Source organism: Paraburkholderia sp. MM5477-R1, assembly GCF_050436385.1.
Classification (GTDB): Bacteria; Pseudomonadota; Gammaproteobacteria; order Burkholderiales; family Burkholderiaceae; genus Paraburkholderia; species Paraburkholderia tuberum.
Genome location: NZ_JBNDMC010000003.1, coordinates 906,178 through 920,091 on the forward strand (window position 1 = coordinate 906,178; position 13,914 = coordinate 920,091).

Consider the following 13,914-nt stretch of genomic DNA (forward strand, 5'->3'; position numbering starts at 1 on the left):
CGCCACGCCTGATGGGGATTTACTACACAGATTGGGGGTGCAGCCGGGCAATCAAGGCCGCTGCGTCGGCGCGCCACGCGAGCGCCACGCGTCAGCCGACCGCGCGCTCCAGCGCGTCGACGAACATCGCGGCGACGTCGAAGCCGGTCTGGTCCATGATCTCGCGGAAACACGTCGGGCTCGTGACGTTGACTTCGGTGAGCCAGTCGCCGATCGCATCGAGTCCGACCAGCAGCAGGCCGCGCGCCGCCAGCACCGGCGCGAGCGTATCGGCGATCTTGCGATCCTGCTCGCTGAGCGGCCGCGCGACGCCCAGTCCGCCGGCCGCCAGATTGCCGCGCACCTCATTTCCCTGAGGAATGCGCGCGAGCGAGTACGGCACCGCTTCGCCGCCGATCAGCAGGATGCGCTTGTCACCTTCCTTGATCTCGGGGATGAATTTCTGCGCCATCACCGAGCGCGCGCCGTCGTGGCTCAGCATTTCGACGATCGAGCCGAGGTTCATGCCGTCCGCCTTCACGCGGAATACGCCCATGCCGCCCATGCCGTCGAGCGGCTTCACGATCACGTCGCCGTGCTGTTCGTGGAACGCGCGCAGACGCGCCGGGTCGCGAGTGACCAGCGTCGGCGCGACGAACTGCGCGAACTCGCCGATTGCGAGCTTCTCCGAATGATCGCGGATCGCCTGCGGTTTGTTGAAGATGCGTGCGCCGCCACGCTCGGCCAGTTCGAGCAGCCAGGTCGACGTCACGTATTCCATGTCGAACGGCGGGTCCTTGCGCATCACGACCGCGCCGAAGCTCGCGAGCGCGCGCGGCGTGGCGGCATCGGCGGCAAACCAGACATCACGATGCAGATCCGTGGTGTCGCCGACGATCACAATGCGCTGCACGTTCGCCTCGACATCGCCGCCCGTCCACGCCAGATGCTTCGGCTCGCAGGTGTACACCGTGTGACCGCGCCGCGCCGCTTCGGCCATCATCGCGTAGGTCGTGTCTTTGTAGATCTTGAAATGGCTGAGCGGATCGGCGATGAAAAGAATGTCCATGAAAGTCCCGGTGCGCCCTGAGGGGCGTGACATTGTTCGTCAATATAGTCTTTGAAGACGGCGATGGCGGCACGCATGCCGCCATCCTGCCGCGCGAGGCGGCTTAGACCTGGATCGCTTCAGGATCGGTCTTTTCGAGTTCGACCGATGCGGCCAGCAACCCGAGCCGCGCCACGACGCCATACATATAGAAGCGGTTCGGCGGCGCCGCGCCGGGCTTTGCGTGCGCATCGGGCAGCGCCGTGTGTTCGAAGCCGAGCGGCACGAAGTGCATGCCCGGCGCGTTCAGGTTCTGGTCGCGCTCGCGGCTGCCGTGCACGCGATAGAAGCCGCCCACCACATAGCGGTCGATCATGTAGACGACCGGCTCGGCGACTTCCTCGCCGATGCGCTCGAACGTGTAGACGCCTTCCTGCACGATCACGTCGTGCACTTCGAGGCCGTCTTTGGTCGCGGCCATGCGCGTGCGTTCGCGCTTCGTCAGCGCGGCGACTTCCGACGCGTCGTGCACGGTCATCACGCCCATGCCGTAGGTGCCCGCATCGGACTTGATCACGACATACGGTTTTTCGGAGATGCCGTACTCGCGATACTTGCGCGCGATCTTCTTCAGCACGCCGTCGATCGCATCGGCAAGGGCTTCCTCGCCGGTGCGCTGCTGGAAGTCGACGCCCTCGACGTGCGCGAAATACGGATTGATCATCCACGGATCGATCTCGACCATCTTCGCGAACTTCTTCGCGACGTCGTCATAGCACGAGAAATGCGTCGACTTGCGACGCACCGCCCAGCCCGCATGCAGCGGCGGCAGCAGGTACTGCTCGTGCAGGTTTTCGAGCACGGGCGGAATACCGCCGGACAGATCGTTGTTCAGCAGGATCGAGCACGGGTCGAAGTTCTTCAGACCAAGGCGCCGCTGCGAGCGCTCGAGCGGTTCGAGCACCAGCTTCTGGCCGTCCGACAGCGCGATCGTGACCGGGCCGTTGATGGTTTCGTCGAGCGTGCCGAAGCGTACGTTCAGACCCGCCTGGCGCATGATCGACGCAAGCCGGGCGACGTTCTCGAGGTAGAACGCATTGCGGGTGTGACGCTCGGGAATGACGAGCAGATTCTTCGCGTCCGGGCAGATCTTTTCGATCGAGGCCATCGCGGCCTGCACCGCGAGCGGCAGCACTTCCTGCGGCAGATTGTTGAACGCGCCGGGAAACAGATTGGTGTCGACCGGCGCGAGCTTGAAGCCCGCGTTACGCAGATCGACGGAACAGTAGAACGGTGGCGTGTGCTCCTGCCATTCGAGCCGGAACCAGCGTTCGATAGCGGGCGTGGCGTCGAGGATCTTCCGCTCGAGGTCGAGCAGCGGGCCGTTTAACGCCGTAACTAGGTGCGGAACCATTGATCACTCGCAGACTGGAGAAAAAAGATTGTAGAGCAAATGCTTTGTCCATTTGGGGACGGTTTCTCCATTCGCAAGCAGACTCGAATGCATTCTCCCTGTCTCGATGATAGGCGCGGAAAATCACCGTTCGCAACCCGATCAGCAAGAAAAAAGCCCGCCATGAAGGCGGGCGAAATTGCTGCGCTTGCTTAACCATTTTTTCTTACTGACGGGCCCGGGAGCGCGGGCCCAACCGGGAAAGATTCTCCGTTATTCGACTTTCTCGCCGTGCAGGCTCACGTCGAGGCCTTCGCGCTCCTGCTCTTCGGTCACGCGGATGCCCATTACCAGGTCGATGATCTTCAGCAGCACGAAGCTCACCACGCCGCTGTAGATCAGCGTCGTCAGCACGCCCTTCGCCTGCAGGATCACGCTGCCGTCCGAGCCGCCGATGTCCTTGACCGCGAACACGCCGGTCAGCAGCGCACCGATGATCCCGCCGATGCAGTGCACGCCGAACGCGTCGAGCGAATCGTCGTACCCGAACTTGTGCTTGAGCCACGTGGCCGCCCAGAAGCAGACCACACCCGCGACGATACCGATCACGAGCGCGCCGACCGTGCCGACGAAGCCCGACGCCGGCGTAATCGCCACCAGACCCGCGACCGCGCCCGACACGATACCGAGCACCGACGGCTTACCCTTGGCTGCCCATTCGGCGAACATCCACGCGAGCGCCGCCGCGGCGGTCGCCACCTGCGTCGCGAACATCGCGAAGCCGGCACGGCCATCCGCTGCCACGGCCGAACCCGCGTTGAAGCCGAACCAGCCGACCCACAGCATCGCGCCACCGATCAGCGTGAGCGTCAGGTTGTGCGGCGCCATCGCTTCCTTGCCATAGCCGACGCGCTTGCCGAGCACCAGACAGCAGACCAGGCCCGCGATACCGGCGTTGATGTGCACCACCGTGCCGCCCGCGAAGTCGAGGATGCCCGCGCTAGCCAGCCAGCCGCTCGGCTCCCACACCATGTGCGCGATCGGCGAGTAGACGATGATCGACCACAGCGTCATGAACACCAGCATCGCCGAGAACTTCATGCGATCCGCGAACGCACCGGTGATCAGCGCCGGCGTGATGATCGCGAAGGTCATCTGGTAGACGAAGTAGACCGTCTCGGGGATCGTCGGCGCGAGATGGCTGACGGTCAGCGTCGTGGCCTTGTCGCCCTTGATGTAGTTCATGCCCGTCATGAACACGCGCGAGAAGCCGCCGATGAACGAGCTGCCCGGCGTGAACGCGAGGCTGTAGCCGACCACGGTCCAGACGATCGTCACGACACAGGTGATCGCGAAGCTTTGCATCAGCGTCGCGAGCACGTTCTTCTTGCGGACCATGCCGCCGTAGAACAGCGCGAGACCCGGGATCGTCATGAACAGCACCAGCGCGGTGGAGGTCAGCATCCACGCGGTGTCGCCGGAGTTGATCTTCGATGAATCGACCGAGAACGGTGCGGTCGGGGTGGCCGGTGCGGCCGCGGCGGCGGCCGATGCATCGGCGGCGGCCGGTGCGCTTGCGGCCGGCGCGGCGGACGCATCGGCGGCGGGAGCCGAGGCCGCCGGGGCAGCGGCTGCGGCGGAGGCGTCCGGTGCGGGCGCGCTCGCCGTCGTATCGGGAGCGGAGGCGGCTGCGGGAGCGGACGCATCGTCCGCGAGGGCGGTGCCGACACCGCCCGCGAGCAGCGAGCCGGCCATCAGCAGGGACATCATTAGTTTGCGCATCTTGGTTTTCCTCTTGTCGCTATCCGTGTCGCTATGTTCTGGTCTTTTACAGTGCGTCCGCGCCGGTCTCGCCGGTGCGGATTCGAACCACCTGCTCGATCGGCGTGACGAAGATCTTGCCGTCGCCGATCTTGCCGGTACGCGCGGCGCGCTCGAGCGCCTCGATCGCCTGATCGACGATGTCGTCGGATACCGCCGCTTCGATCTTCACCTTCGGCAGAAAGTCGACGACGTATTCGGCGCCCCGATACAGCTCGGTGTGGCCCTTCTGCCGTCCGAAGCCTTTGACTTCGGTCACCGTGATGCCCGACACGCCGATCGCCGACAGGGCTTCGCGCGCTTCATCCAGCTTGAACGGCTTGATGATTGCGGTAATGAGTTTCATGAAATCCTCGCTAGTTGTTGCTGATCCGTTATGCCCCGTGGCGTATCCGTGACGGCGGTCTCCTGCGCTACCGGGAAAAGCGCCCTGGCAGTGCGCGCGCGGGGCAGTAACAGCAACTCCTATGCCATGTTGTGTCGGAGCGCGCCTCGCGCGCGTGGCGCAGCGCGCCCGAGCGGCCTTGTCCGAACGGCCAGCGGCACGGCGGGCGGTGGCGCGGCGGGGGGATCGTTGCTAGAGTGTTCGAACGTTCTGAACGCGAGGGCGCGCACCAAACACGCTCACGCGGCCGCGGCAACCAATACGTCGCGCGCACCAGGATCGCCCGTTCGCCGTAACGGGGCACGGGCGCAATGAAACATGCACTTTTTTTGTGCACCAAGGGGAACACGATGAAACAACCGAACGACGTTTTTAACGACTTCCAGGCTCGCGTCAGCGATCTGTTCAAGAATTCGCCGGCCAAGGATGTCGAACGCAACGTCAAGGCAATGCTGTCGCAGGGCTTCTCGAAGCTCGATCTGGTCACGCACGAGGAATTCGATACGCAGACCCAGGTGCTCGTGCGTACGCGCGCGCGCCTCGAAGAACTCGAGCGCCGCGTCGCCGAGCTCGAGCAGAAATTGCCGCTCACGCAGACGCCGTAAGCGCTGCTCGCAGCCTTCGCGCTGCGCAGTGCCGCCCATCACAGGCAAGCGGGCCGTGACGTCATCAGCGTTTTAGGGGATTTGCGCGCGATGTGAGCGCGCCGTCCGACGGGAGAGAATATGTCGCTTGCCGTGGTGCGCAGCCGCGCGCCGGCTGCTGGCCGTGCGCCCGAAGTGACCGTCGAGGTTCACCTCGCCAATGGACTGCCGTCCTTTTCGATCGTCGGCCTGCCCGACCTGGAAGTGCGCGAGAGCCGTGAACGCGTGCGCGCGGCGCTGCAGAACTGCGGTTTCGATTTTCCAGTCCGCCGCATCACCGTCAACCTCGCGCCCGCCGATCTACCGAAAGAGTCCGGTCGTTTCGATCTGCCGATCGCGCTCGGCATCCTCGCCGCCAGCGGGCAGATTCCCGCCGAATCGCTGCTCCATCGCGAGTTTGCCGGCGAGCTGTCGCTGACCGGCGCGCTGCGGCCGATGCGCGGCGCGTTCGCGATGGCCTGCGGCACCGCGCGCGGCGCTCTGGCGAACGCCGGCGACGCCGACGCTTCATCTGAAGCGCGTTCTGCGTTGCCCGCCCTCCTCGATCAACTAGCCGCACCGGCCTTCCATACCCCACAGCTTTACCTGCCGGCCGCAAGCGCGGCGGAAGCGGCGCTCGTGCCCGGCGTCGACGTGTTCGGCGCCGCCGATCTGCCGTCGCTATGCGCGCATCTCGCAGGCTCGCCGGACGCGCGTCTTAGTCCTGTCGCCGCGCCCGAGCTCAACGAGCACGCGGCTGCCCCGGCGCCGGACATGGCCGACGTGATTGGCCAGCGCGCCGCTCGGCGCGCCCTCGAAGTCGCGGCGGCCGGCGGCCATCACGTGCTGCTGATCGGACCGCCCGGCGCCGGCAAGTCGATGCTCGCGGCACGCCTGCCCAGCTTGCTGCCGCCCATGACCGACGACGAAGCGCTCGCCTCCGCCGCGCTACTGTCCGCGAGCCGCATCGGCTTCAAGCCGTCGCAGTGGCGCCAGCGGCCGTTTCGCGCGCCGCACCATTCGTCGAGCGCGGCGGCGCTGGTCGGCGGACGCAATCCGCCGCAACCTGGCGAGATCACGCTCGCGCATCTGGGCGTGCTCTTTCTGGACGAGCTTCCCGAATTCGATCGCGTGGTGCTCGAAACGCTGCGCGAGCCGCTCGAAGCTGGCCGCATCACGATCTCGCGCGCCGCCTGGCAAGCGGATTTCCCCGCCGCCTGCCAACTGATCGCCGCAATGAACCCGTGCCCGTGCGGCTGGCGCGGCGATCCGGGCGGGCGCTGCCGCTGTACGCCTGAAGTTGCGGCGCGCTATTTGCGTAAATTGTCGGGACCGCTGCTCGACCGCATCGACATCCAGCTCGAAATTCCTGCACTGACCGCCACCGAACTCGCGGCACGCGCCGCCACCACCGGCGAAGCAAGCGTGGCGATCGCACAGCGCGTGAGCGCTGCGCGCGAGCGGCAACTGGCCCGGCAAGGCAAGACCAACCGCGAGCTGGACGGACGCGAAGTCGACGATGTATGCCGCCCGGACGCAGCGGGCGAGGCGCTGCTGCGCGAAGCCGGCGAGCGCTTTGGCTGGTCGGCGCGGGCGTACTACCGGGTGTTGAAGGTCGCGCGCACCGTCGCGGACCTGGCTGGCGCGGCGATGCCGAGCGCCGCGCAGGTCGCCGAGGCAATCCAATACCGCCGCGCTTTTGGCTCGTTATGAGGAGAAAAAACGACTGTCAAGACTTGACTTATTCACACATGCGCGATCCTGTTAGATTTGGATACAACTCAAAAGCGCGCAGACGAGCATCTCGCCAAGCCATTGATTTTATTGTATTTTTTTAAATTCCCTACGCCTGTGGATTTTGCCGGAAGGCCCGCCTGATGGGCTTTTGCGGCCATTGAGGCCGACTTCTCAACAGAGTTATCCACAGGCTGTGCGCGTAACTCAAAAATCTCAACGTAAACCGGCAATTAGCGTACAAACCTGCGAAGGAACTTTCACTGCGTTCGGCACTCAGAGGTGCGCCCGACCGGCCAAAAATACCGCATTCAGTACAGCTGGAACGACGAAAAAAACTGGTCGACCTGGTCTTGCGGCAGCGGTTGATCGGCGATGATCGCCGCCTGGTACACGTGCCGGCCGCGCGCGACGAGCCGCGCATACACCGTGCGCGTCTCGTGTTTGGCGCCCGCCGCGCCGCTCACCATCATTTCCAGCCCCGGTATCTTGCCGCCCGCCGCCAGCGGGATTTGCGCTGGGTGAGCATCGGGCGTCGCGCCGACATTGCGCGCCAGTCCCGCGCGCAGGAAATCGAGTGCGGCACGCTGGGTCGCGTCGCTGTCGTCGGGCAGCATCACGGTGCCGACCGCAAAGACTGCATCGCCCGCTTCGGCGGTCTGCATTGCCATCTGCATCGGTGTGCCGCCGATCTGCACCGCGCGCTGATCGTTGTCCGGCTTGGCTGGGAAGTCGACCGTGTAGCCCTTGTCGTTGTTCATCACGGTGCGCCAGTCGAAGGTCGGTGAGCAGGCGCTGAGCGCGACGCCGAGCGCCAACGCGGCCGTCGCCACGCCGATCACGGTTCGAGCGTGACCGGATCGCGTGAATGCGCGGAGAAATAGGCCCGCCGGTTGGAAGACGCCCGCACGGCGGGCGGACAATCGGCTGAGCAACGGAAAACGGCAAGAAACGCGGGCAACTAAAGAGCAGACGCGAAGAACGGTTCGGAGCATGGGACGGAAGATCGGGCTTCTCGGAGCGTAAAGCGCCATTATCCGCTGATCGACTGCCGGGCCGACGCGCGGAGCGCAGTCGTCCCGCCATTTCGGCGCAGCCGAACCCATTGGAGCTAGAATAGAAGAGTTGTTCAGTACCGGCCCGCGGGCCACCACACCGCCCCATTGTTCCGCGCCGCGCGCGACTCACGAGGTTCCGTCCATGAGTTCCAATTCACCGACCGCCGTCCGGCGCACGAACCCGCTTCGCTATCTGATTGCGGTGGCCATGGCCATTGCGCTCGCCGTCGCCGGTTACTTCGCGTTTGCCGGCCAGCAGCGCGTACCCGATGCGACCTTCACGCTGCTATCGGGACAGAAGCTGACGACAGCGGACCTCAAAGGCAAGGTTTATCTGGTCAACTTCTGGGCAACGAGTTGCGACACCTGCGTGAAGGAAATGCCGCAGATGGTCGAGACCTATAACCGCTTCAAGGGCCAGGGCCTCGAATTCGTCGCGGTGGCAATGAACTACGACGCGCCGATGTACGTGACCAATTACACGCAAACGCGTCAGCTGCCGTTCAAGGTCGCGATGGACGACGGCTCGGCCGCCAAGCAGTTCGGCAACGTGCAGCTCACGCCGACCACCTTCGTCGTCGATAAAGACGGCAAGATCCTGAAGCGCTATGTCGGCGAGCCGCAGTTCGCGGAACTCGACCAGTTGCTCGCGAAAGCGCTGAAGGCTGGCGCGGCTTAAGCCGGCGCAAGCAGATCCCCACGCGCCGGCGCAACCTCCCGCCGCCGGCGTCCGCCTCCTCACCGCTCCCCTTCCCCTTTGGCCGCAAGGCCATATCGCTTGATCTTCTCGTAGAGCGTCGCCTTGCCGAGCTGCAGCCGGTCCGCCGCGACCGCGACCACGCCGCCCGCCTGCTCCAACGCCTCGGCGATCATCGCGCGCTCGAACTGCTCGACACGCTCCTTCAGCGGATGGGTGGCACCGCCGTCTTCGCCGAACGACAGCACCGGTTCGTCGGCGATGCCGAGCACGAAGCGGTCGGCGGCATTACGCAGCTCGCGCACGTTGCCCGGCCAGTCTCGCTGCATCAGACTCGCACGTTGGCGATCGGTGAGCATCGGCGCCGGCCGCTGATAACGGACGGCAGCATCGAGCAGGAAATGCTCGAACAGCGGCACGATGTCCTCGCGACGCTCGCTCAAAGGCGGCAGCGCGATCGTCACCACGTTGAGCCGGTACAGCAGATCGCGCCGGAACGAGCCATCCGCGACGTGCTCGGCCATGTCGCCTTTTGCAGCCGCGACCACGCGACAATTGACGCGAATCGGCTGATTCGAGCCGAGCCGTTCCAGCACGCCGTCCTGCAGCACGCGCAGCAGCTTGACCTGCAGCGCGAGCGGCATGCTCTCGATCTCGTCGAGAAACAGCGTGCCGCCCGACGCATGTTCGAGCTTGCCGATCCGCCGTTTGGCCGCGCCGGTGAACGCGCCCGGCTCGTAGCCGAACATCTCCGATTCGAACATCGGCTCGGGCAGCGCGCCGCAGTTCACCGCGATGAACGGCTTGTCACGCCGCGGCGACAGCTCGTGCAGGCTGCGCGCGATCAGTTCCTTGCCCGCGCCGGTATCACCGTTGATCAGGACGGACGCATCGGTCGGCGCGACGTTGGCGATCAGCCGCCGCACCTGCTCGATCGCCGGACTGCGGCCGATGATGCGCGGCGCGACCGCGTTCTGCCCGGCCAGCTCACGGCGCAGCGCGAGGTTTTCGAGCACGAGCTTGCGGCGCTCCAGCGCGCGCCGCACGGTTTCGATCAGCCGCTCGGATGCGAACGGCTTTTCGATGAAGTCGTAGGCGCCGTCGCGCATCGCCTGCACGGCCATCGAGATCTCGCCGTGGCCGGTGACCAGAATCACCGGCACGTCGGGCGCGCGCTCGTGGCACTGCGCGAGCAGGTCGAGACCGCTCGCGCCGGGCAGCCGGATATCGCTGACGATCACGCCGGAGAAGTCCGCGCTGATCAGCTTCGCCGCGGCCTCGACCGACGCATGGCCGACCACGTCGAAGCCCGCCAGTTGCAGGCTCTGCACGCTCGCGCGGCGCACCAGTTCGTCGTCTTCGATATACAGCACTTGCAGGCCGTCGTTCATTGCGTGTTCCGGGTGATGCTTCGGGGTGAAATCAGGAGCCCGCGGTCAGCGAATCGTGCGAGGGGCTGGTCTGCACACGCGCGCGACGCAGCGTCAACACGAATGATGCGCCACCGTGCGGCGCGTTGCGCGCGACGAGCGAGCCGCCGCAATCGCGCGCGATCGACGATGAAATCGCGAGGCCAAGGCCGAGCCCTTGGCCCATTTCCTTCGTCGTGAAAAACGGTTCGAACAGGTGCGGCAACACGTCGTCGGGAATGCCGGGGCCGTTGTCGCCGACCGCGATCGACAGGGTCGCGACGCCGGCCTCCACCTCGACCGTGATATGCGGCGGGTTCATGCCGGCGGTTGCGTCGAGCGCGTTGCCGAGCAGGTTGATCAGCACCTGTTCGAGCCGCAGATCGTCGCAATTCGCGACCAGCTCCGGATGATCGTCGGCGAGATTCAGCGGCGTGCGCGCGCCGCCTGCCGCAGCGGCGGCGTCGCTGTCGGTGTCGGCCGCGGTATCGATCAGCACGAACTCGAGTTCGACGCCCTGCAGGCGCTTTTGCAGCAACGCGACGACGTTGCGCAGGGCCCGCACGATCGACGCGCGCGCGCTGCGCGGCCGCGCGCGGCCGACGAACAGCTTCAGCTGGTTCGTGATCTTGCCCATGCGCTCGGTGAGCGCCGCGATCGCTTCGAGATTCTCGCGCGCCGATGCCTGATCGCCGCGTTCGAGCAGCACGCGCGTGTTATCGGAAAAACTGCGCAGCGCGGCGAGCGGCTGGTTCAGCTCGTGCGTGATGCCGGCCGCCATCTGACCGAGCGCGGCCAGCTTGCTTGCCTGGATCAGTTCGTCTTGCGCGGCGCGCAGTTCCTGCTCGGCGCGTGTACGCTCGGCGACTTCCTTGTGCAACTGCTCGTTCGCCTCGGACAGATCGGCGGTGCGCTCGGCGACGCGCTGGTTCAGCTCGGCATAGGCCTTCTGCAGCAGCGCGCGGCTGCGCATCATTTCGCGCACACGCGCGCGCCGCATGCGCCAGTAGAACGCGAGCAGCACCAGCGACACATAGCCGAAGCCGGTGACGATGGTCGCCTTGCGCGCGTCGGCATCGACCGGATCGACCGGCGACATCGTGATCAGATGCCAGTCCGGCTCGCCCATGGCGTGACGCGACGCGAGGAAGCGCGGCGCGGAGCGGCCGCCGCCGATGCGCAGGATCTGCGCATTGCCTTCGAGCATGCGCTCGACCGTCACCGGTAGCGGCTCGATCGGCTGCTGCGCGTACTGGCGAGCCTGGTAGATCGAATCGGCGATCAGGCCGGGCAGCGGCCGAATCGTGTGGTACTTCCATGCCGGCACCGACGACAGGAAGATCACGCCATGATCGTCGGTGACGACGAGCGGCTCGGACGCGTCCACGCCCTGAAACCATTCGAGATCGAGCTTGACGACCGCCACACCGACGATCTTGCCGTCGCGCCGCACCGGCTGCGAGATGTAGTAGCCGGGCGCCTGCGAAATCGTGCCGATGCCGAAGAAGCGGCCGACGCCGCCTTTCATTGCATCGACGAAATACGGCCGGAACAGATAGCCCGCGCCGACGAAGCTGCCCGGCCCGCGCCAGTTGCTGGCGGCGATGCAGTACCCGTCGAGCGAAATGATGTAGGTGACCGTCGCGCGCGCGTGGCGGTTCAGGTCTTCGAGATAGAGATTCGCGCGCTTGACGTTGGCGGGATTCGGATCGATCAGTACGTCCTGCACGATCGGATGCTCGGCGAGCAGATACGGCAGCGATTCGTAGCGTTCGAGCGTGCTCTTGAGCGCGCTCGCGGTGCGCTCGGCGCGCACGGCGGCGTTGCGCCGCAGCGTGTCGACACCGCTTTTCCACGCAAGGCTGTAGGTGAGCCAGCATGCCGCCGCGAGCCCGGCCGCGAGCGCAAAGAGAATCAGCAGGCGGCGGGTCACGTTGGCAAAGTCCGATCGATGTGCATCGGACATTGTGGCATAGGGCGGCAAGGCGTCGCCGCCAGACGCGTCGCGGGCTGGGCCGCGACTTTTGCCGGCGGTCTCGCCGGCAGACGCCTCGAAAGGACGCGCGGACGCCGGTTTCATGCTTAAGCGTCCGCGCTGGTCACGACAGGGTTGGCGAGGCGCGACTCAAACGCCGGCCGGCTCTTTGACCGCCACCTCGCCGCGCAGCACCTTGTTCAGCTTGTTGCGATCGAGCTCCTTTTCCCAGGCCGACACGACGACCGTCGCGACACCGTTGCCGACGATGTTCGTCAGCGCGCGGCACTCGCTCATGAACCGGTCGATGCCAAGGATCAGCACCATGCCCGACAGCGGAATCGTCGGCACCACGGCCAGCGTCGCCGCGAGCGTGATGAAGCCCGCGCCGGTCACGCCGCTCGCACCCTTCGAGGTCAGCATCGTCACCGCGAGCAGCGTCAGCTGCTGGCCCCACGTGAGGTCGGTGTTGGTCGCCTGAGCGATGAACAGCACCGCCATCGTCATGTAGATGTTGGTGCCGTCGAGGTTGAACGAGTAGCCGGTCGGCACCACGAGGCCCACCACCGAGCGCGAGCAGCCGAGCTTTTCGAGTTTCAGCATCAGCTGCGGCAGCGCGGCTTCGGACGAGCTCGTGCCGAGCACGATCAGCATCTCTTCCTTGATGTATGCGACGAAACGCAGGATGTTGAAGCCCACCGCCCGCGCGATCGCGCCGAGCACGACCACCACGAACACGATCGAGGTCAGATAGAACGTGCCGACCAGCTTGAGCATCGGCAGCAGCGAGCCGATGCCGTACTTGCCGATCGTGAAGGCCATCGCGCCGAACGCGCCGATCGGCGCGAGCTTCGTGATGATGCGCACCGTGCCGAACAGGATGTGCGAGAGCCCTTCGATGAAGTTGGTCACCGGCTTGCCCTTCTCACCGGCCGTCGCGAGCACGGCGCCGAACAGCAGCGCGATCAGCAGGATCTGCAGGATCTCACCCTGCGCGAACGCCGACAACAGCGTGTCCGGAATGATGTGCATGAAGAAGTCGACCGTCGACTGGCCGTGCGCCTTCGCGGCATACGACGCAACCGCGCGGCCGTCGAGCGAGGCCGGATCGACGTTGAAGCCGGCGCCGGGTCGCAGCAGGTGCGTGGCGGCGAGGCCGAGCAGCAGCGCGAAGGTCGAGACGATTTCGAAGTACAACAGCGCCTTGCCGCCGACGCGTCCAACCTTCTTCATGTCCTCCATGCCGGCGATGCCCGTCACGACCGTGCAGAAGATGATCGGCCCGATCACCATCTTGATCAGCTTGATGAAGCCATCGCCGAGCGGCTTCATGTCAACGGCGAGGTTCGGGTAGAAATGCCCGAGTACGATGCCGACGATGATCGCCACGATCACCTGGACGTACAGCACTTTATGGATAGGTTTCTTCACGATGGTTCCTGCGAGGGATATGAGCTGATGACCCGCCGCGAGGCGCGACACGCGAACGAAACGTCGTCGCGCGGGCGCACGTTAGCGGACCGCTGCAAAGACGACGAATTCAGAAATACCGGGAAGGGAAATCGGACATTTTGTCTCCTTGCTTTTTTGTCGGGCCGTGGCGGCCACGCGCTTTCTTTCGCAAGGTCGATGCCAGTTTGATTTCAGACTGGAAGCCTTGATTTTTATGGGTTTTCCGGCACAGCTCGGCGCGCGCCGTCCGGGTTTCCGGAAATCCGGACGAGCGCTGTCGGGGAATCCGGAATTCGGTGCGCGCGCGTTTGCGGGGAAACCCGCAGGGGTTTGTGCGGAG

The 13,914-nt window shown here is 65.4% G+C and carries 11 protein-coding genes; 3 read left to right on the forward strand and 8 right to left on the reverse strand.

Annotated elements, in window-relative coordinates; genetic code table 11:
• Nucleotides 1–91: 91 nt before the first annotated feature.
• The 4 genes from gshB to OKW35_RS07495 form a co-directional block, all read right to left on the reverse strand.
• A complete protein-coding gene (gene gshB, locus OKW35_RS07480) occupies nucleotides 92–1,048 on the reverse strand; it encodes a glutathione synthase (protein WP_429551587.1) in 957 nt (318 codons plus the stop codon).
• A 103-nt stretch (nucleotides 1,049–1,151) separates the two neighbouring features.
• Complete coding sequence (gene gshA / locus OKW35_RS07485; RefSeq protein WP_018434736.1) at nucleotides 1,152–2,441, reverse strand: glutamate--cysteine ligase; 1,290 nt, start codon at nucleotides 2,439–2,441, stop codon at nucleotides 1,152–1,154.
• Nucleotides 2,442–2,693: 252 nt separating this feature from the next.
• Nucleotides 2,694–4,202 (reverse strand): ammonium transporter, encoded by a 1,509-nt coding sequence (locus OKW35_RS07490; RefSeq protein ID WP_429551588.1) that lies wholly within the window; start codon nucleotides 4,200–4,202, stop codon nucleotides 2,694–2,696.
• Between the two features lie 46 nt (nucleotides 4,203–4,248).
• The gene (locus OKW35_RS07495) at nucleotides 4,249–4,587 is read right to left on the reverse strand and encodes a P-II family nitrogen regulator (RefSeq protein WP_013088261.1); all 339 of its coding nucleotides are present in this window, start codon (nucleotides 4,585–4,587) and stop codon (nucleotides 4,249–4,251) included.
• Nucleotides 4,588–4,976: 389 nt separating this feature from the next.
• Here OKW35_RS07495 and OKW35_RS07500 point away from each other — a divergent pair, with 389 nt between their 5' ends.
• Complete coding sequence (locus OKW35_RS07500) at nucleotides 4,977–5,231, forward strand: accessory factor UbiK family protein (protein ID WP_429551589.1); 255 nt, start codon at nucleotides 4,977–4,979, stop codon at nucleotides 5,229–5,231.
• Between the two features lie 120 nt (nucleotides 5,232–5,351).
• The gene (locus tag OKW35_RS07505) at nucleotides 5,352–6,962 is read left to right on the forward strand and encodes a YifB family Mg chelatase-like AAA ATPase (protein WP_184062569.1); all 1,611 of its coding nucleotides are present in this window, start codon (nucleotides 5,352–5,354) and stop codon (nucleotides 6,960–6,962) included.
• Between the two features lie 332 nt (nucleotides 6,963–7,294).
• Here the strand turns inward: OKW35_RS07505 and OKW35_RS07510 are convergent, their stop codons facing one another.
• The gene (locus tag OKW35_RS07510; protein WP_429551590.1) at nucleotides 7,295–8,017 is read right to left on the reverse strand and encodes a hypothetical protein; all 723 of its coding nucleotides are present in this window, start codon (nucleotides 8,015–8,017) and stop codon (nucleotides 7,295–7,297) included.
• Between the two features lie 166 nt (nucleotides 8,018–8,183).
• Here OKW35_RS07510 and OKW35_RS07515 point away from each other — a divergent pair, with 166 nt between their 5' ends.
• Entirely contained in the window at nucleotides 8,184–8,720 is a 537-nt protein-coding gene (locus OKW35_RS07515) for a TlpA disulfide reductase family protein (RefSeq protein WP_429407599.1), read from the forward strand.
• A 59-nt stretch (nucleotides 8,721–8,779) separates the two neighbouring features.
• Here OKW35_RS07515 and OKW35_RS07520 read toward each other — a convergent pair whose 3' ends face one another.
• Genes OKW35_RS07520 through OKW35_RS07530 form a run of 3 tightly spaced genes read right to left on the reverse strand, consistent with a single transcriptional unit; the run spans nucleotide 8,780 to nucleotide 13,553 of the window.
• On the reverse strand, nucleotides 8,780–10,129 hold the full coding sequence (locus tag OKW35_RS07520; RefSeq protein WP_184062573.1) for a sigma-54-dependent transcriptional regulator: 1,350 nt from the start codon (nucleotides 10,127–10,129) through the stop codon (nucleotides 8,780–8,782).
• Nucleotides 10,130–10,160: 31 nt separating this feature from the next.
• Nucleotides 10,161–12,227: a sensor histidine kinase gene (locus OKW35_RS07525; RefSeq protein ID WP_429551591.1), complete on the reverse strand. Its 2,067-nt coding sequence runs from the start codon at nucleotides 12,225–12,227 to the stop codon at nucleotides 10,161–10,163.
• A gap of 45 nt (nucleotides 12,228–12,272) precedes the next feature.
• Complete coding sequence (locus tag OKW35_RS07530; RefSeq protein WP_429551592.1) at nucleotides 12,273–13,553, reverse strand: dicarboxylate/amino acid:cation symporter; 1,281 nt, start codon at nucleotides 13,551–13,553, stop codon at nucleotides 12,273–12,275.
• Between the last annotated feature and the right edge of the window lie 361 nt (nucleotides 13,554–13,914).